We start from the raw sequence: 18,993 nt of genomic DNA on the forward strand, positions 1-18,993 counted from the left end.
ATAAGCTGGCATAGTCCATAGATAAAGGCGGTTAGCATATTTTGCTGCCCCGAAAGTGACGAAGAACCGAAAACTTTATCTATATTTGTTTTTCCATTGATGTATATGGTTAATGATTCATCCATTGTTCTCGAAAATATATTGTTTCGTGAGGAATACGTATAGACACACAATTGTGTATCTATACGTTGGTGATTATGAAATGCTTAAGTGGATGCCGGGGTCAGGACGAACGTATTCCCTTTTTGTGTATCGAACATCGCTTGGTGATATTCCTTGCCGTCCGATCGGATAGGGGAGGAAGTTGTGACAACTTTGCCGTCTTGTTTGACTGTAAAGGGCTGGCTTGCACGCAACGTGCAGCTTTTCCCCGACAGCGAACGGATATTGGCCTCCGTCAATTTTCCCTCTTTCCAGTTCATCGCGATCTCGAAGTTTCCCCGTGCTTTCAGACCTGAAACAGAACCTTCCGTCCATACGTCGGGCAAAGCAGGCAACAGATGAATGTATCCGGCATGGCTTTGCAACAATATTTCAACGACACCTGCCGTATAACCGAAGTTTCCGTCGATTTGGAAAGGAGGATGTGCACACAGTAAGTTCCGGAAGAGTCCTCCTCCTTTATGTGCACTGTTTCCGAATCCGACAGGATTGAACAGGTTGGCGATGATTTTGTAAGCATGGTTGCCGTCCAACAGGCGTGCCCAGCAGTTTATTTTCCAGCCCATCGACCAGCCGGAAGCCAGATCGCCCCGCAGTTCGAGCGTTTTGCGGACCGCATTGAACAGCTCCGGTGTCTTGTCCGGCGTGATCTGGTCGCTCGGATGGAAACCGTACAGATGGGAGAAGTGGCGGTGCTGAGGTTCCCGTTCCTTGAAGTCATATATCCATTCCTGCAACTGTCCGCGTTCCCCGATTTGATAGGGCAGCAAGCGTGCCAGTTTGTCTTTCAATTCATCCCGTAACGGTTCGTCCAGGTTGAACATTTCCGAAGCCTCGATCGTGCGGGTAAAAGTCTCGCGGATGATCGCCATGTCCATCGTCGGACCCATGCTCATAGCTGCCGTTTGCCCGTCTTCTGTGACGAAACTGTTTTCCGGGGAGACGCCTACCGGAGTCACCAAATGACCGTTGCCGTTGTCTATCAGCCAGTCGGCAAAAAACTCGGCGGCCCCTTTCATCAACGGATAGGCTTCGTTTTTCAGGAATGTTTCATCTTGGGTGAACTGGTAGTGTTCCCATAAGTGGCTGCACAACCACCCTTGCACCATCGGCCAGAAAGAAGCTGTCGGCACGTTGTCGTTCGGCAGGGATTCCCGCCAGATGGATGTGTTATGATGGGCCACCCAACCGCGACGGTTATACATGTTCCGGGCTGTTTCGGCTCCGGAGACAGACAGTTCCCGGATCATCCGGAAAAGAGGTTCCTGGCATTCCGACAGGTTGGTGAGTTCGGCCGGCCAGTAGTTCATTTCGGTGTTGATATTGATCGTATAGCCGCAGTTCCAGGCCGGAATGGTGTCTTTATTCCACATGCCTTGCAGGTTCAAAGGCTGCCCGCCTGGGCGCGATCCGCTGATCATCAGGTAGCGTCCGAACTGGAACAGGAGAGCTGCCAAGTCGGGATCGGCGTTTCCGGCAAACTGTTCGAGACGTTTGTCGGTCGGCATCGCCTTTTGTTCGGGAGAGGAAAACAGTTCGAAATCGACTCGGTCGAAAAGGGAACGGTAATCTTCCGTATGGCGTTGTTTCAGAGTCGGGTAATCATAGGCGAGCGCTTTGTCCAGTATTCCGGCGGCTTTGGCGGATGGATCGATACCTTCCCGGCTCGGACTCTTGTCGAAACCGTTGAAGCCGGTTGCCATGCTGAGTACGAAATAGACTTCATCCGTATCGTACACATGGATGCCGGAGTCGGTAATCTCACATTTCCCGTCTTTAGGGAAGACCGGTTTCAACTGGGCTTCGAAAAACATGCCTTTCCCGCCGATCTCGTCGCCGTAAAGCATCCGTTTGTCGAACTTGCGTTTGCCGTTCGCATCGTAGAGTTCAGGGTGTTTGTATTGGTCGCCCCATTGTTCGATTTGCTCGAATGTACGCCGTTCCACATAGCCGGGAGCCTGTCCGTGCAGGACCAGACGGTCGCCGGTCCCTTTTTGCAGGGCTGTAGGATGGGGTGAAGTGAAATCGAGTGAGATGTCGATACCGTCCGGAGTGTCGCTTTTCAGGCGCATCACGATCACATCGTCCGGTTGGGAGGCAAACACTTCCCGTTCGTATTTCACGCCGTTTTGTTCATAGGCAGTCGTGGCAACCGCATCCGAGATGTTTAATGCCCGTTTGTACCCGACGGCATCTCCCGGCTTGTTGTTTTGGATATGCAGGTCTCCGAACGGTTGGTAATATTGATGCAGGCGTCCCAGCCAGTTCTTGCAAACCAGGTTGGAAGCTGTCTCGTATTTTCCGGCCTTCATCAGCCCGACCACTTTGTCGAACATCTCCGGTGTTATTTTCACATCTTTGAAAACGACTGACGGTTCCCCGCTGTATAACGTGTTTTCATTCAATTGAAGTTGTTCTTTTTCAATTCCTCCGAAAACCATTGCTCCACTTCGCCCGTTACCGACTGGAAGAGCTTCGTCCCAGTTCCGGGCTGGTTCGTCGTACCATAAGGCGAGCGGTTCTTTTTGTGATGTTCTCGCACACGCGACCAACAACAAGAATGAGATCAAATAAGTAATAATGCGCATATACATGGTATTTTTAAGATTATACAAAAAAAGTATCCGGATGCAAAGATATGCAATTCATTCGGACACTTTGAAAGTTTATTTGTAATTAATATCCCGGATTTTGTTCGATCGTGGCATATGCGTTTCGCGCAACAGGCTTTATCGAATGAAAGACCGGATAAACGATAATTTGAAGCAAGTGCCTGATAACTCGATGCAAGGAAAAAATGGTACGTGCAGAATAATAATCCAAAAGTGTCAAATATTTTGACGCTCGCTTGCAAGGTAACAGGGAAGCGGATAACTTTACCGGAAAAAGATCCTATGCAAGCCGGAACTATCCTGATCGTTGATGACAACAAAAGCGTACTGACCTCTCTCGAACTGCTTCTGGAAGATGAGTTCGAAGAGGTGGAGACTGCCTCGAACCCGAACAGTATCCTTTCGGTCCTGGACAGCCGGCCGGTCGATCTTGTCTTGTTGGATATGAATTTCTCTGCCGGTGTCAATACCGGCAACGAAGGGCTTTTCTGGCTCCGTCGCATACGGGAGATCGCACCGGGACTGCCTGTTATCATGCTGACAGCCTACGGGGATGTCGAACTGGCAGTCAAGGCGTTGAAGAGCGGGGCGGCCGATTTCATATTGAAGCCCTGGGAGAACGATAACCTGATCGGGAAGATACGTGCCGCCCTGCACGAACGGAAATCCCGTCAGCCGGTGCACCCGGTACCGAGGCCGAGCGAACCGGCTATGATTATCGGGCATTCTCCTGTGATGATGAAACTGATCAAAGTGGTGACAAAAGTAGCCAAGACAGATGCTAATGTCCTGATCACCGGAGAGAACGGTACAGGTAAAGAGATGCTGGCACGTGAGATACACCGCCTTTCGCTCCGCGGCGGCCGAGAGATGGTCAACGTGGATATGGGAGCCGTCAGTGAATCGCTGTTCGAAAGCGAGTTGTTCGGGCATGAACGGGGGGCTTTTACGGATGCACGCGAGAGTCGTCCGGGGAAGTTCGAGGCGGCACACGGGAGCACGCTGTTTCTCGACGAGATCGGAAACCTGCCGTTAGGATTGCAGGCCAAGCTCCTGGCAGCCTTGCAGAATCGCGAGGTCACCCGCCTTGGGAGCAACCGGAAGATTCCGGTCGACATACGCCTGATTGCCGCCACGAACCGCAACTTGCCGGAGATGGTGGCGCAGTCGCTTTTCCGTGAAGACCTGTTCTACCGCATCAATACGATACAGATCGAGATTCCGCCTCTTCGGAACCGGCGGGAAGATACCGCCCTGTTTGTCGATTATTTCCTGAAAAAATATACGGACCTTTACAGTCGGCCGGGACTAACCCTGCATCCGCAGGCGTTGGAGAAGCTCGCGAACTATGACTGGCCCGGCAACATCCGGGAATTGCAGCATACGATCGAGAAGGCGGTGATCCTGGCGGAAAAGAATGTGATCCGTGCCTCCGACCTCTTTATCCGTCCGGGAAAGGCACTCTCTTTTAGCGAAGTGCCCAATTTAGAAGAGGTGGAGCGGCAGGCGATCTTGGCGGCTATCACCCAGAATGAAGGGAACCTGACGGCTGCGGCGGAGCAGTTGGGCGTGAGCCGGCAGACGTTGTATAATAAGATGAAGCGATTCAATCTCTGATTTTCCGCCGGTATGTTCAGTGTCCGTCTATACATACGCATTCTTTTGCAAGTAGTCGCCATCGTATTGGTGGCGGGCTTGGGCGTGGCCGGCATTGTTACGGGACGGGCGGTCATACTGGGTCTTGTGGCTCTCTTTATCGCAGCGTGGCTGATCAGTCTCCTTGTCTATTATCTCAACGCATCGAACCGGAGGATACAGCTTTTCCTGGATGCCATCGAGGACGACGAGTCGATGCTCAATTTCCCGGAAAATATCGGCAGCCGGGAGCAACGTCGCTTGCATGCCGCTTTCAACCGCATTCACAGGCTGATGACCGAGAACAAACGGAAGGCGTTCGACCGCGAGCTGCACCGTAAGGAATATGAATCGTGGGATAAGCTGATGCATGTCCTGACACACGAAATCATGAACTCCATCGCTCCGGTCGTCTCCCTCTCCGGCACGCTCCTTTCTTATTTCCGGACGAAAGACGCGCCGAAGAGCAGCGGGGAGATCACCGATGCCACCATCCGCAAGACGATACGGGGATTGGACACCATCAAAAGCCAGGGGCAGACCCTGATGCATTTCACCGAATCGTACCGCCAGTTTGCTTACCTGAAGGAGCCGGCGCCTAAGCCATTCCCGCTTACGTATCTGCTGCAAAACCTGCAGACCTTGTACTTGCCGGATATGCAACGGCAGCATATCGATTTCTCCCTCGTTCTGTTTCAGCCGGAGATAACGGTCCATGCAGACGAAAAGCTGCTGTCACAGGTTTTGATCAACCTACTGAAAAACGCTATGCAGGCACTTGAAGGGCAGGCGGATGGAAAGATCCGCATGGAAGTCGATACGGAGAAGAACCAATTGCTTATCCGGGTGACGGACAACGGTCCCGGCATCCCTTCCGACCTGATGGAAGATATCTTCGTCCCCTTCTTCACCACCAAGGCTACGGGGAGCGGTATCGGGTTGAGCCTTTCCCGGCAGATCATACGGATGCATGGAGGAGAATTGTCGGTGGCTTCGCAACCTTACCGGGAAACCTGCTTCACGGTTTCTTTACCTGTAAAGCCTTAAGAATTACCGTCTCTTGATTTCTACCCGCGAAGTGAGCGGATAGCGCAAGCCTTTGGAGGACTTATAATAGACTTCGGCCGCGCCGATCTTCAGCTTGGCGCGTATCTTGATCGGGATATGGTTCTCGTCGTCGCCGATCCAGATCTCGGCGGCTTCCTTGCTTTGGGTAAAGGCGTCGTCGTAGATGTCGATATAGAAATGGCGGGTCCTGTACTTCAACGTCTCGCTCCGTTCCACGATCTGCTGCCCGGTATAGCGGAAACTGATGTTGATGCGTTCGCGCCCGATCGCCACCTGGAAGGGAAAGCTCTCGCCGCTCTTCATCTTGTCCCAGTCCAGGGAACGCAGATACATCGTTGCTCCCAGCATGTCGAACATGTGTGGGTCTTCCGTCACGAGCATCGTGTCGATCTTCGTGCGGGTGGGCGTATAACGGTGGGAATGAGCGAGTATCTTCTTCCGGTCGTAGGAGAAACGGATGTCGTCTATCAGATAATAGTCATTCTCGTTTACCCGCTTCTCACTCCGTAGAAGCAGCATGTCGGGGGTAAAATGGCAATCGATCGTATCTCGCATCTTATAGACCTTCTCGATAATGCCGGAGGTACGGAAGATGAGCCGGTAGTGATAGGACGGCTCGCCCTCGTATTCCGCGTCGCGGATGGAAAGTGTGGCGTGGCCTGCACGGGGCATCAGAAGGCCCCATTTGAAGTATAACTCATACTGCACTTCCTCGCCGGGGCTGAACCTGTGGCGGACCGGGATTTCCTGCGCTTTCGCACACACGGCCGATAGCAATAGCAAAAATATCAGCCACAGGCGGACGATGTCAGAACGGCATTCCCATGTTGCCGCCGCTATTATTCCTTGACGATGATTGTTGACTTTCATCTTTGTAGTTTCTTTTCTTCTTGGTTGCTTCCTTCGGCTTATTCTTCGTTATCTCAAGAGGCTTCTGCTTGGCCAGCGGGGTGGAGTTGACATTCCAGGTCTCTTCGACTTGCCAGTTCTGCATGATCTCGTACATCTTGGGAGAATAATAAACCTCTTCGGGCTGCCGCTTTTCGGCATAATTACCGGTATCCCACACTCCGTTGCCGTTCGTGTCGATCACGATACGAGCATAATACTTATCGGGCTTCAAGTCCATGAAAAGCACTCCGCCGTCTTTTACTTTCGCTTTGCGGACAGGGGCGTCTCCACTACTGAGCAATTCGACGAAAGCGGTCGTGTCCACACCGTTGATATTGAGATAGAGATGGCCGTATTCGTCTTCTTTCTTGATCTTGAACTCGCCGGTGAAGAAATCGTTCCACTTCCCGTAAAGGCTGTGGATGGCGGCGGAGTCCACTTCGATGCGGTATTCTTCCCCATACTTCCACGGACGTCTGATAAAGTAGTTCAGGCTGTTGGTCGAATCGGGGAAGAAGTCGAAATCGACCGTGTTCCAAACGGTATCGACCTTTTGGTCGAGGAAGAACATCTCTTTGTTGATATCCAATACCGGTTCGTTGAAGGTTACGGATATCGTATCGAACAAGTCCATCGAACCGGGAGCGTCTACCTGCATGCCTAAGAACACGATCGGATCGGGTTCGTCTTTCTTTTTCTTCTTTTTCTTTTCTGCCGGACGGCGGCGCAATACCAGTTGGACCGTGTCGGTTTGCGGGCGCAGGATGTTCAGGGAGTCGCTCTTCGGATAGGAGACCTGCACCTGCAGGGTGTCCTGCTTCCAGACGGTCGAATCGGCAAGCCAGTAGTTAACGGCCGCGCCGCCTTCCGTCTGCTGCACAAAATACCAGGTGCTGTCTTCCGGGGTGAAATTGATGGGGACAGGCACCGGTACGGTGTCCAGCTTCGTATTGAAACGCAGCGTAAAGTATTTCTCGTCCGGGCGTTCGGGCTTTACCATATACTGGCGTTCGAATTTTTCCTTGAACAGGCGGAGTTCGATGTTGTCCGGGAAGAAACGGGTGTAACCGACCGTCCGGATCGTATCGATCGTCAGACTGTCCTTCCAAGCCGTATCCTGTCGGGTCGTCAGTTCGAAGGAAGGGACGATGACGGAATCCAGGAACGCGATATCCTCGCCCGGCTGGTCGAATTTATAATCGCGGTTCACATCGTTCAGTGCGAAAATATGATAGGTTCCGGGGGCAATGTTACGGATCGTGAACTGCCCTTTGTCATTTGTACGGGAGGTGCGGTCGAACGGGAGTTTCATGAATGCGGAATCTGCCAGGTCGCGATGCAGGCCGATCGTAATGCCGGGCATCGGTTCGAGGTTCTCTGCATTCAACAAGACTCCCGAAACTTCGAGTGTGTCGATCATGTCTCCGGTAGAGAAAGCGAAAGAGAAGTTCTCGAACACGTTTTTCTCATTATTATCGGAGATGGAATTGGTGAAGTCGATCGTATAGGTAGTGTTGGCTTTCAACGTGTCTTTCAGTTCGATTACCGCCTTCTTCCCGGCAGAGCGGATAATCGGCAGCTCCATCTGGGGCGGAGTGATAATCACATTCTCCGAAGGTTTATCGATCTGGATCAGTTCGTCGAAGAGGATTTCGATCTTTTTCCCTTTATAGTTCACCTGGTTCGGGATCGGCGTGCTGCTTACGAACTTGGGAGGCGTTTCGTCATAGGGTCCTCCGTTCGGACTACCGATATTGGCGCACGAATAAATGACCACCAACAACAGCACCCCATACAACAGGCGGAATGAATTTCGTATATATTTCGTATCCATTTATGTCTATTTCAAATACATTTGACAAACACGCGCAAAAATAGGGAAAAATCCGGTGAAAATTAGTAGGATATCCTGCCATTAATCAATCTTTGCATTTAAACGGTCTTTTGTTCGATTGTCGTTTTCAACATCCTGAATCCGATCCTGCAATACAAACATTTCTTCTTTTCGCAATATTCGCGTTTTAATTGGATCAATGCCTGGCTGTCGCCGGCGTGGCGGACGGTGATACCGGCGTTGCAGAAGGTGGAGACGATGGTGTTCTTTTCCGGGGGGATACTTTCTAAAAGGCGGGTGGCACGTTCGCAATATTCGGGTCGCTTGTTGTGCAAGCCGTAGGCAAAGAGCATCGGGACGACCGTGTTTATCAGCAGGATGTTCAGGGCGTTTTCGCCTATGGTCTTTTCCTTCCGGGGAGAAGCGTACCGGAAATGATAGTGTGTCTCCCAATAACCGGAAGGAGGAATCCTGAAATACTTTTTGATCTCTCCGGTACTCCCGGCTTCAAGGATGGCTGAGAACAGGGTGTCGTGCCGTACCCAAAGAGCGGCCAGCTGCGCCACTTTCAGATACGGGAAATTGAGAGGGCGTGTCCGCAGGTTCTTAAACACGAAATCTTCCATTGGCGAAAGGCCGAACTTATGGCGGAGAAAATCGTACTCCCGTTGCAACAGGCGGTAATAATGGTCGTCATTCTCCTCCGCTAACATCCCCGCCTGCCCGAAAAGCATCGCCTCTATCTGAGATTGGCTGCTCCGCTGCTTTTGGATGCAACGGAGCGGCAGGCTCTTCGCCAGCCTTTCAAAAGCGTCATTATTCACGCCAAAGCCGAAGTTCCGGGTTAAAGTAATATAAAAGACTTCGTTCCAGTCTGCCTGATACGCATCCAAAAGGAGGAAAATGTCATGTGTTTTCCGTTCCAGCCGCTCGCTCAGCAAAGCTTCCATCCAGCAGGCTATATGCAACGGGTCGATCCCGGTTATATAGTCGAGGCACGGAAGAGCCGCCTCCCGGTAAAGCAACCAGTCTATACTGCGGAGAACATTCTCCGGAACGGTCAGGAGCATTTGTGGGATCGGCTCCCCGTTCGTCCGGACCGGCTGGAAGTCATCAATGCCTGTAATATGAAGGATTACACCGTCATAAGCCTTATCCGTCTCATGATGATGAAGCAGCCAGTCGGAGGATTTATCATGAATTTCGACACTTCCCGCCCATAGCGTTCCGTCTATTTTGATTTTCGCATTGAAGAAATCGGGGCCTGCGTCCGTATTCTGCATTCCGGGATCGATTACCTGTACGGGGCGTCCGTCTGTGGTTGCCAATGGGGTGGCTGTGTAAAGTTTGTATTTCCAAACATAATGTAATAAACGTTCCATCTTTTTTCAGAGTTAAGATTTATGCCCCAAATCTAAGCATTATTCTTTATATTTGCAGCACGTTATCAGTTGAAAGTTGAAAGTTTAAAATTGAAAGTTAAATATATAAGTATGAAGATTGCACTTATCGGTTACGGAAAGATGGGAAAAACTATCGAACAGATAGCACTTGGCAGAGGACACCAGATCGTGTCTGTCGTAGATATCAATAACCCCGAGGAAATACACTCCGACAATTTCAAAAGTGCTGACGTCGCGATCGAGTTTACGACTCCTGCAACAGCATTCGACAATTATATGCAATGTTTTGCTGCTGGCGTTCCGGTTGTTTCCGGTACGACAGGCTGGCTCGACAAGATCGGACAGGTCAGAGAGATGTGCGAAAAAGAAGGTAAAACCTTTTTCTACGCTTCCAACTTCAGTATCGGTGTGAACATATTCTTCGCCCTCAACAAATATCTGGCAAAGATTATGGATAATTTCCCCGCCTACGATATTAAAATGATGGAAACCCATCATATCCATAAATTGGACGCTCCCAGCGGAACCGCTATCACACTAGCGGAAGGAATCCTTGAAAACGTGGACCGTAAGGACCGCTGGACTTTGGAAACGGCTGAGAAAGCAACCGATATTCCTATCCATGCCATTCGCGAAGGAGAAGTTCCGGGTATCCACGAAATCACTTACGAGTCGGATGTCGATATGATCAGTATCAAGCACGATGCGAAGAGCCGTGCCGGATTTGCCTTGGGCGCCGTTATTGCCGCCGAATTTACCGCCGGAAAGAAAGGTTTCCTCGGAATGGACGATATGCTTAAATTCTAATTAATAACAGAAACAAATGAAGAAGTTTTCCAAGAAACAATGGATTAAATTCAGCATAGCAGCCGTTCTCTACCTGCTTTTCACGCTTTGGATGCAGAATGCCTGGTTGCTGTTGGGCCTGATCGTCCTTGTCGATATTTTCCTGACCGGGTATATCCCCTGGGGAGCCTGGAAACGCACCAAGAACCCGCAGGTGCGCAATGTGTTGGAATGGGTGGATGATATCTTGTTTGCACTGGTTGCCGTCTATTTCATCAATATTTTTATTTTCCAGAACTATCAGATTCCCAGTTCATCCCTGGAGAAATCCTTGTTAGTGGGCGACTATCTGTTTGTCAGCAAGCTAAGTTATGGACCGCGCGTGCCGAACACGCCGGTCGCTTTCCCGCTGGTACAAAACACATTGCCGTTCTTCAACTGTAAGTCGTATCTGGACTGGCCGGAGTGGGACTACAAACGGGTGAAAGGCTTCGGCCATGTAAAACGGAATGATATCGTCGTGTTCAACTTTCCTGCCGGCGATACGGTCGCACTGAAGGTCCAGAACCCGGATTATTACCACTTGGTAGAACAATACGGACGGGAAGCTATCCTGTTGAATAAAGCGGATTTCGGTGATGTGATCTACCGTCCTGTCGATAAACGCGAGAATTATGTCAAACGGTGTATCGGTATGCCAGGCGATACGATTGAAATCCGGAACAATCAGGTCTATATCGATGGCGTTGCCGCCAAGAATCCGGAAAAAATGCAATTTAACTATTTCGTCGAGACGGACGGTTCCATGTTGAGTGAAGAGCAGTTCCGTTTGTTGGATGTCAGCAAAGCCGACCGTGTGTTGATCGACGGGAGCTATAACCCCCAATATATGTCTATGTTGAACATCCAGCCGAACGCCAACGGAAAGTATAACCCGGTTTACCATTTCCCGCTGACTCAAAAGACATTGGAGGTGGCTAAAAAACTTCCGGTCGTGAAACGTGTGGTTCTCGAACCGGACCCCGTAGGGGCCGATTCCTACTATCCGGTAGATTATCAGACCGGCTGGAGCCGTGACAATTACGGACCGCTATGGATTCCGAAGAAAGGAGCCACGATCCCGCTGACGGAGCGCAATATCGCTCTTTATAAACGTTGTATCGTCAACTACGAACATAATAAGCTGGAAGTGAAGGATGGCAAGGTCTACATCAACGGCAAGCCGGAAACGACCTACACATTCAAATATGATTACTACTGGATGATGGGTGACAACCGCCATAACAGTGCCGATAGCCGTTCCTGGGGCTTCGTGCCGGAAGACCATGTCGTAGGTAAGCCGATCATGATCTGGCTCTCACTGGACAAGGATCGTAGCCTGTTCGACGGCGGTATCCGTTGGAACCGTATGTTCCGCTGGGTGCATCCTGACTAAGCAAATCGCCATGGGGGAAAAGGTGAATGATAATATGAACGGGACGGGCGACCGTGAAGGTCGCTCTTACGTGGGGTGGGTGGTAACGATCGTTATCGCCTTTCTCATTGTTATACCTGTCCGCCGTTTCTGTATCGAATCTTACCGGATCTCGACGAATGCGATGGAGGAGGCGTTGCACCAAGGCGACTATATCTTAGTGAATAAATTACCGCTCGATGGGAATCCGGGACGGAACAAAGTCGTGTTGTTTACCAGTCCGCTTCTGAAAGACACGGCGAGCAGCCCCTTGTTCCTGAGCCGTTGCATCGGTATGCCGGGCGACACGATCCTTGTAAGCAATGACGGATATGAGGTGAACGGGAAACTGTTGCCCCACTCCCCGCGCTCGCTCAATACCTATTTCATCACTCAGAAAGGAGCTGACGACTTCCTGAAAGTCTTGCAAAAGCTGAATATACCGGTGCGGAACTGGAAGAACGAGACATTCGGCTTTTCTTTCTCCCTGACTACCTTCGAAGAATATCAATTGCGTGAAGAACTGACGGAAGAGATGAACATTCATTTCATCCGGAACCAAGTCGCCCCGTACAAGCTGGTCGTCCCCCGTAAAGGCCGGGCATACCGCCTGGATGAAGCTGCCCTTACCGCCTGCAAGGAAGCGATACTGGCCGAGGCCGGAGAAAAGGCAGCTTTCCGTGATGGAAAACTATATTTAGATGGAAGGGAAACTACGTTTTTCTTCTTTGAACAGGATTATTACTGGATGCTCTCCGACAACGTAAACGAATCGGTCGATTCCCGCCACCTGGGCTTTATCCCGCGTGACCGTATCATCGGAAATGCCTGGTTCTGCTGGTTCAGCCGTGACAAACAACGAATCTTTAAACCCGTAAACTGATGCAACCTGTCTATATTTCTACAACCTACCTGGGCCCTGTCCAGCAGTATTGCAAATTGTTCCAATATCCGGAAGTGCGCCTCGAAACAGCTGAAAACTATTTGAAGCAGACTTACCGGAATCGTTGTACCATTGCGGCTGCCAATGGGCCGTTAGCCTTGTCCGTCCCCATTGTAAAGCCGGAAACTTTGAAGTGCCCGACCAAAGACATCCGTATCTCCGATCATGGGAACTGGCGTCACCTGCATTGGAACGCTTTGGTCTCGGCTTATAATATGAGTCCGTTTTTCGAATATTACGAAGAGGATTTCGCTCCTTTTTACGAGAAGAAGTATGAGTTCCTATTCGATTACAATGAGGAACTGCGCCGGTTGATCTGCCGCCTGCTCGACTTGCATCCGCATGTTATTTATACCGAAGAGTATCAACCCGAAGTTCCGAACGATTTCCGCGAGATCATCCGTCCGAAACATGAAGGAGAGGATCCGTCCTTCTCTCCGAAACCTTATTACCAGGTTTTTCAGGACAAGCACGGATTCCTTCCGAATATGAGTATTGTGGATTTGCTGTTCAATATGGGACCGGAAGGGCTGTTGGTGCTGAAGGATTCCATTGTGGCACCGGAACAGCCCTGATCGAGGTTATGTCAATTCTTTTTCATTGTATAATCTTTCACCCCTAACGAATCGTATGCCTGTAACAGGGCTTCATCGTTATCGGAAATCATCAGGAGCTTGTCGTTTTCTTTCAGTTCCGTATTGCCTTTCGGAATGAAATAATGCCCGTCGCGTTTCACCATGACGGCAAGTGTATGGTCGGGCAAGGTGAGTTGCATCAGCTTGTTTCCGTGAGAAAGGACAGCCGGAGTGATGTCTATTTCACTCATGGCACTCTTGATATCTTCCGGCAATTCGATACCGAACACGTCTTTCCGTTCCGGCTCGTCGACAAGTCCGAGCCATTTGGCTGCTTGCGTTACGGTTGTTCCCTGTATCAATAGGGAAAGGATCGTAATGAAAAACACGATATTGAAGATCATGCCTCCGTGATCGACCCCGGCAATCCAGGGATAGGTCGCGAAGATGATCGGAACTGCTCCTCGAAGTCCCACCCACGATATATATAGTTTTCCTTTTGTCGTAAAGTTCTTAAACGGAAGCAAGCACAGGAAAATCGTTGCCGGACGCGCTATCAGTATCATAAATACTCCCACCAACAGGCCGACCGGAGCGACAGGCAGCAACTCATGCGGGTTCACTAACAGGCCTAACGTAAGGAACATCACGATCTGCCACAACCAGGCAAAACCATCGAAGAATGTCCCCATGCTCTTTTTATGTACAATCTTGGCATTCCCTACGACCAGGCCGGCGATATATACGGCCAGATAACCATTCCCCTTGCATAAGGTCGTAGCCGAGAAGGTGAAAAAGGCGGTTGTCAACAACAAGATCGGGTATAGCGATTCATTATCCATATTGATCTTATTGATCATCAAGACGGCAAGCTTGCCCAACAGGAAACCGGCAATCGCACCGACCGACAATTGGATGACCAATTGCAGGACTGCCTCCTGGAGATTCATGCCTCCGACTTGTATATAGGCGATAATCAGCAAGGTAAGCATATACGCCATCGGGTCGTTGCTACCGCTTTCCAGTTCGAGGGTCGGACGCAGGCGTTGTTTCAGATAAACGCCTTTGCTTCTAAGGATGGAAAAGACGGAGGCAGAGTCCGTAGACGACATCACCGCCGCCATCAGCATAGATTCTGCTACCGTAAGTGTTTCATAACCTGTAGACCACAAAAACACATAATAGATAAAACCTCCTGTTATAAGAGTCGTCAGCAAGACGCCTATTGTCGCAAGGACAACCCCTTCCGTGGCTATCGGTTTGATCTCGGACATTTTCGTATCCATACCACCCGAAAACAGGATGATACTCAACGCCAACATACCTATAAATTGTGCCGCGCTGGGATTGCTGAACTGAATGCCCAAGCCGTCGCTACCGAACAGCATTCCGACCCCTAAAAAAAGAAGCAAGGCGGGAAGGCCGAAACGGAAACCGGCTTTACCGGCAATAATACTGAAGAAAAAAATAATCGAAGCAACCAACAGGATTGCTTCCGGATTCTCGAAGATTTGTAATTCGTGGAACATAGGCTACTAACGGTTTACTCTATAATTTGTCACTTCAAAGTAAAGAAAAAATAACGATATGCACAACAGCTTAACACTTAAAAGACAGGGTTATCTACTGACTAATAAATATATTCCGTATATTTGTGCTGATAAAATTAACGCTATGATTAAAACAAATCTATTCCTACTATTGTTCGTTCTCCTCGCGGGAACTTCATGCAATAGACAGCAACATTTCATTTCGGACGACACGTTTCGCGCCGAAGTGGAGAAGGATTTCCGGGCAAAGCAGGCTGCTCTGCCGGATGGAGACCTTTTTTCAGTCTTTAACCAAAAGATGACGCCCGACGAAAAGGAGGCGCTGACTTTCTTGTATGCCTATATGCCGATCGGGGATATCACGGATTATGACGGGCAATTGTATCTCGACAATATCCGCAGCTCGTTCCGCGCACGGGTGGAAATGCCTTGGGGAGACAGCATACCGGAAGATATCTTCCGCCATTTTGTTCTTCCCGTACGTGTCAACAATGAAAATCTGGACGAGAGTCGTATGGTCTTTTATGAAGAGTTGAAAGACCGGGTGAAAGGCCTTTCCCTTTATGACGCCGTGTTGGAAGTAAACCATTGGTGTCACGAGAAAGTGATCTATACACCGTCGGATGCCCGGACAAGCTCGCCGTTGGCATCTGTGAAGACTGCTTACGGGCGTTGTGGCGAAGAGTCGACGTTTACCGTAGCCGCCCTCCGTTCGGTCGGCATACCGGCTCGCCAGGTCTATACGCCGCGTTGGGCGCATACCGACGACAACCATGCCTGGGTGGAAGCCTGGGTAAACGGCAAATGGTATTTCCTCGGAGCCTGCGAACCGGAACCGGTACTCAACTTGGGATGGTTCAACGGACCGGCTTATCGCGGTATGTTGATGCACACGAAGGTATTCGGCAAATATAACGGACCGGAAGAGGTCATGGACGTAACCGACGGCTATACCGAGATCAACGTGATCGACAATTATGCCCCGACCGCCAAAGCGACGATCACCGTTGTGGATGAAAACGGCCGGCCGACAGCCGGAGCCGATGTCGAGTTCAAGATATACAACTACGCCGAGTTCTACTCCGTAGCCAATAAGAAAACGGATGCCGAAGGGAAGGCTTTCCTTTCCGCCGGTAAAGGCGACATGCTGGTATGGGCGACCAAAGACGGCAAGTTCGGATACGGCAAGGTGTCGTTCGGCAAAGACAACAATGTCACGATCACCCTCGATAAGAAACCTGGCGACATCGAAACCGTCACACTCGACGTCATTCCTCCGGTAGACGGCTCCATTGCCGCCGAAGTGACGGATGAACAGAAAGAGGCCAACGCCAAGCGCCTCCATGAAGAAGACGTGATCCGTAATAAATATGTAGCTACTTTTTATACGGAAGAGAAGGCGAAAGAGCTTGCCAAAGAATTAGGTATCGACCCGCTGAAAACAGCCGATTTCATGATCGGCAGCCGGGGAAACTGGCGTGAGATCGAGCAGTTCCTTCGCGAGACGCCCGCCGACAAACGCCCGATGGCGATGGACTTGTTGAATGTCATCTCCGCTAAGGATTTGCGCGATACGCCTGCTTCCGTATTGGCGGACCATCTGAACAATGCCCAAGCGGTACAAAGTTCCCTGTTCACCGAATATATCCTCAATCCGCGTGTGGCAAACGAATTCCTGACACCTTACAGGAAGTTCTTCGCCGCCAGTGTCGATCCGGTATTGGTGAAGAAGGCTAAAGCCGATCCGCAATTAATTGTTGACTGGGTGAAGGAAAATATCAGTATCAATGACAGCCTGAATCCGCAACGCATTCCGATTATGCCGATGGGCGTATGGAAATCGCGCGTGGCCGACAAAGGTTCCCGCAACATATTCTTTGTTGCCGTATGTCGTAGCTTAGGCATTCCGGCACGAATCGAACCTGTGGCGGGAAAAGTGCAATATGCGAAAGGCTTGAACTGGGTGGATGTGGATTTCGAAGCCGCCGAGCAGATGGTTGCCAAGCAAGGCAAAGTCATTGCCTCCTACCTGCCGATCAAGGCGTTGCAGGATCCGAAATACTACAGCCATTTCACAATTGCCAAAGTATTGCCGACCGGCAAGCTACAGACGCTTAACTTCGAGTCGGGCGATGTCGACATGGGCGGTGGCGACACTTGGAGCGCTCTATTGAAAAAGCCGCTTCCGATGGATGAAGGCCATTATGTGCTGGTAACCGGTACACGTATGGCGAACGGTAGCGTACTGGCTGAAATATCCTTCTTCAATGTGGAACCCGGCAAGACAAGCAATATCAAACTGGAAATGCGTGAAAGCGAAGATGATGTGCAGGTAATCGGCAATTTCAACTCCGAAAACAAGTTCAAACGGGCCGATAACGGCGAAGAAACAAGTCTGTTGGCTACTACCGGACGCGGCTATTACATCGTTGCCATCCTTGGGGCACGCCAGGAACCGACCAACCACGCCATGCGTGACATCGCCGCCGTAAAGAAGGACCTCGAAGAATGGGGGCGCGGCATGGTCTTGCTGTTTCCCGATGAAAAGGGTTTTCAGAACTTCGATCCGAAAGAGTTCGGAGAGTTGCCAAGTACCATCACCTACGGTATAGATATCGATAAAACGATCCAGAAAGAAATTGCCGCGGCTATGAAGTTGCAGAATGCCAATACACTTCCCATCTTCATTATCGCCGACACTTTCAACCGCGTCGTTTTCGTTTCACAAGGCTACACGATCGGCTTGGGAGACCAGTTGATGAAGGTGATACATAAGTTATAAGCTTTCGACAAAGAGGGTGTCAAAAAACAACTTACTAATAGACATAATTTAGGCACGGATTTCACGGATTTACACGGATGAGTTTATTTTCTTTCCGTGTTTTCCGTGAAATCCGTGCCTAAAAGATCGTGATGTAGGTGTTTTGACACACTTTCTTTATATATGATTAGGAAAAGCTTTTACCGACGGCGGCGTACGCTGCGGACCGGGGAGCTTTTCTGGGCTTTCGGAGCCTTGACTTTGGCCTCTTTCTGTTTGTTTTCTTTTACGGCTTCCGTCTTTTTACCACGGGCGGAGACGGTTGCACTTTTGGATTTCTTGCCTTTTGTGTCAGCAGCCAACTGGGCTGTATCCGGTTGCAGATAGAGGGATTTCTCGAACGTGACCAACTGGTTCTCGATACGTTCCTGTTCGCGTTTCATCGAATCGGGTGTCGGACAGTAGGCTTGAAGAGGCTGGTTCATCAGGTTCTGCGTCTTGAAGATATCGCCCTCGAACATCCGGCGACGGAAATAGTCGTCGAGCGTGAAGGTCATGGCGTTGTTGATGTTGGACGTCATGATGTAGGCGGTATTGATATAGGGACGCAGGTTTTCATAAGGGATCCAGAACATCGGCATGGTGTTCTGTCCCATATCGTCCACGATCGTCAGGATCGGGCAGATTGCCAGTGTCTTGACATCGAATACGGAGTTGTTCTGGTCGAAATACCAGGCTTCCTTTATATAATAGGAGCGGACATCGCCGGAAGGAATATCGCTTTCGTTCACGACAAAACCGGCGGGCTCGTTGTCTTTGCCCGGCGTCTCTTCATAGAAGATGCGGCAGCGGTCCAGCATGACTTTCAAGTCGAGCTTACGGTTGTCGCTGAAATCCTCGTAACCGTCCAGATATTCATAAGCGGACAGCTTGCCCTCGCATACCAGCTGGAAGATGATCGAGAACAGGTTCATCTGTCCGTTCATCGGTTGGGTGGGATAATAGAGAGGAGCATTCTGTTCTTTCGTCAGGTCGATCTGGCGGTAGATGACACGCATCCAGCGGGCATTGCCGATATGCTGCGTCATCCGCTCGTTCATATCTTGGGCACGGACGGTCAGTTCGGGCATGCCGTTCTCTTTTTTATCTTCTTCACGGGCGCCACGGCTCGATACGGGACCACGGCGTCTTTGTTGCTGCTGCTCTGTATTGCCGGCCTCTTCCTGCGCCTGCATGGGGTAGGAAGCGAACAGGGCGATGGCGAGGGTTGCTATGTAATATAAACGTTTCATATATCTTTATACATTACGGGACGAGCAG

General features: G+C 50.4%; 13 protein-coding genes. 7 read left to right on the plus strand and 6 right to left on the minus strand.

The window, feature by feature from the left end; genetic code table 11:
* Window positions 1-206 precede the first annotated feature (206 nt).
* Window positions 207-2,750 carry a glycoside hydrolase family 95 protein gene (locus RDN79_RS11525; protein ID WP_298548654.1) on the minus strand — a complete coding sequence of 848 codons (2,544 nt, stop codon included), beginning with the start codon at window positions 2,748-2,750 and terminating at the stop codon, window positions 207-209.
* A gap of 306 nt (window positions 2,751-3,056) precedes the next feature.
* On the opposite strand from RDN79_RS11525, the gene RDN79_RS11530 reads away from it, so the two are divergent.
* Entirely contained in the window at window positions 3,057-4,391 is a 1,335-nt protein-coding gene (locus RDN79_RS11530) for a sigma-54 dependent transcriptional regulator (protein WP_298548664.1), read from the plus strand.
* A 12-nt stretch (window positions 4,392-4,403) separates the two neighbouring features.
* Window positions 4,404-5,456: a PAS domain-containing sensor histidine kinase gene (locus RDN79_RS11535; protein ID WP_298548652.1), complete on the plus strand. Its 1,053-nt coding sequence runs from the start codon at window positions 4,404-4,406 to the stop codon at window positions 5,454-5,456.
* A gap of 3 nt (window positions 5,457-5,459) precedes the next feature.
* On the opposite strand, the gene RDN79_RS11540 is transcribed toward RDN79_RS11535, so the two are convergent.
* The 3 genes from RDN79_RS11540 to RDN79_RS11550 all read right to left on the minus strand — a co-directional run bounded on the left by RDN79_RS11540 (window position 5,460) and on the right by RDN79_RS11550 (window position 9,584).
* Window positions 5,460-6,347: a DUF3108 domain-containing protein gene (locus tag RDN79_RS11540; RefSeq protein ID WP_005649646.1), complete on the minus strand. Its 888-nt coding sequence runs from the start codon at window positions 6,345-6,347 to the stop codon at window positions 5,460-5,462.
* Window positions 6,286-8,202, minus strand: coding sequence for an Ig-like domain-containing protein (locus tag RDN79_RS11545; RefSeq protein ID WP_298548647.1), 1,917 nt, complete (start codon window positions 8,200-8,202; stop codon window positions 6,286-6,288). The genes RDN79_RS11540 and RDN79_RS11545 overlap by 62 nt, the downstream gene beginning before the upstream one ends.
* Before the next feature lie 98 nt (window positions 8,203-8,300).
* Window positions 8,301-9,584, minus strand: a complete 1,284-nt coding sequence (locus tag RDN79_RS11550; protein ID WP_298548645.1) for a DUF2851 family protein — start codon at window positions 9,582-9,584, stop codon at window positions 8,301-8,303.
* 111 nt (window positions 9,585-9,695) lie between these two features.
* Between RDN79_RS11550 and dapB the strand changes: the two genes are divergently transcribed.
* The 4 genes from dapB to RDN79_RS11570 are packed head-to-tail and all read left to right on the plus strand — an operon-like array spanning window position 9,696 to window position 13,362.
* The gene (dapB, locus tag RDN79_RS11555; RefSeq protein WP_298548643.1) at window positions 9,696-10,412 is read left to right on the plus strand and encodes a 4-hydroxy-tetrahydrodipicolinate reductase; all 717 of its coding nucleotides are present in this window, start codon (window positions 9,696-9,698) and stop codon (window positions 10,410-10,412) included.
* 16 nt (window positions 10,413-10,428) lie between these two features.
* A complete protein-coding gene (lepB, locus tag RDN79_RS11560; protein ID WP_298548641.1) occupies window positions 10,429-11,826 on the plus strand; it encodes a signal peptidase I in 1,398 nt (465 codons plus the stop codon).
* Between the two features lie 10 nt (window positions 11,827-11,836).
* Window positions 11,837-12,727, plus strand: a complete 891-nt coding sequence (lepB, locus tag RDN79_RS11565; RefSeq protein ID WP_298548639.1) for a signal peptidase I — start codon at window positions 11,837-11,839, stop codon at window positions 12,725-12,727.
* Window positions 12,727-13,362 carry a WbqC family protein gene (locus RDN79_RS11570; protein ID WP_298548637.1) on the plus strand — a complete coding sequence of 212 codons (636 nt, stop codon included), beginning with the start codon at window positions 12,727-12,729 and terminating at the stop codon, window positions 13,360-13,362. The genes lepB (RDN79_RS11565) and RDN79_RS11570 overlap by 1 nt, the downstream gene beginning before the upstream one ends.
* A gap of 11 nt (window positions 13,363-13,373) precedes the next feature.
* On the opposite strand, the gene RDN79_RS11575 is transcribed toward RDN79_RS11570, so the two are convergent.
* Complete coding sequence (locus RDN79_RS11575) at window positions 13,374-14,891, minus strand: potassium/proton antiporter (RefSeq protein ID WP_298548635.1); 1,518 nt, start codon at window positions 14,889-14,891, stop codon at window positions 13,374-13,376.
* A gap of 145 nt (window positions 14,892-15,036) precedes the next feature.
* Here RDN79_RS11575 and RDN79_RS11580 point away from each other — a divergent pair, with 145 nt between their 5' ends.
* Window positions 15,037-17,694, plus strand: a complete 2,658-nt coding sequence (locus RDN79_RS11580) for a transglutaminase-like domain-containing protein (protein ID WP_298548632.1) — start codon at window positions 15,037-15,039, stop codon at window positions 17,692-17,694.
* Window positions 17,695-17,873: 179 nt separating this feature from the next.
* Here RDN79_RS11580 and gldN read toward each other — a convergent pair whose 3' ends face one another.
* The gene (gldN, locus tag RDN79_RS11585) at window positions 17,874-18,965 is read right to left on the minus strand and encodes a gliding motility protein GldN (protein WP_298548628.1); all 1,092 of its coding nucleotides are present in this window, start codon (window positions 18,963-18,965) and stop codon (window positions 17,874-17,876) included.
* Window positions 18,966-18,993 lie beyond the last annotated feature (28 nt).

It is taken from the genome of uncultured Parabacteroides sp., from assembly GCF_902493135.1.
GTDB lineage: Bacteria > Bacteroidota > Bacteroidia > Bacteroidales > Tannerellaceae > Parabacteroides.

Bases quoted from the DNA above. Each gene is read 5' to 3' on its own strand.
- RDN79_RS11530 (WP_298548664.1), top strand. From the start codon at position 3,057: ATGCAAGCCGGAACTATCCTGATCGTTGATGACAACAAAAGCGTACTG.
- RDN79_RS11580 (WP_298548632.1), top strand. From the start codon at position 15,037: ATGATTAAAACAAATCTATTCCTACTATTGTTCGTTCTCCTCGCGGGA.
- RDN79_RS11540 (WP_005649646.1), bottom strand. From the start codon at position 6,347: ATGAAAGTCAACAATCATCGTCAAGGAATAATAGCGGCGGCAACATGG.
- gldN (WP_298548628.1), bottom strand. From the start codon at position 18,965: ATGAAACGTTTATATTACATAGCAACCCTCGCCATCGCCCTGTTCGCT.
- RDN79_RS11550 (WP_298548645.1), bottom strand. From the start codon at position 9,584: ATGGAACGTTTATTACATTATGTTTGGAAATACAAACTTTACACAGCC.
- dapB (WP_298548643.1), top strand. From the start codon at position 9,696: ATGAAGATTGCACTTATCGGTTACGGAAAGATGGGAAAAACTATCGAA.
- RDN79_RS11545 (WP_298548647.1), bottom strand. From the start codon at position 8,202: ATGGATACGAAATATATACGAAATTCATTCCGCCTGTTGTATGGGGTG.
- RDN79_RS11575 (WP_298548635.1), bottom strand. From the start codon at position 14,891: ATGTTCCACGAATTACAAATCTTCGAGAATCCGGAAGCAATCCTGTTG.
- RDN79_RS11525 (WP_298548654.1), bottom strand. From the start codon at position 2,750: ATGCGCATTATTACTTATTTGATCTCATTCTTGTTGTTGGTCGCGTGT.
- RDN79_RS11570 (WP_298548637.1), top strand. From the start codon at position 12,727: ATGCAACCTGTCTATATTTCTACAACCTACCTGGGCCCTGTCCAGCAG.
- lepB (WP_298548639.1), top strand. From the start codon at position 11,837: ATGGGGGAAAAGGTGAATGATAATATGAACGGGACGGGCGACCGTGAA.
- RDN79_RS11535 (WP_298548652.1), top strand. From the start codon at position 4,404: ATGTTCAGTGTCCGTCTATACATACGCATTCTTTTGCAAGTAGTCGCC.
- lepB (WP_298548641.1), top strand. From the start codon at position 10,429: ATGAAGAAGTTTTCCAAGAAACAATGGATTAAATTCAGCATAGCAGCC.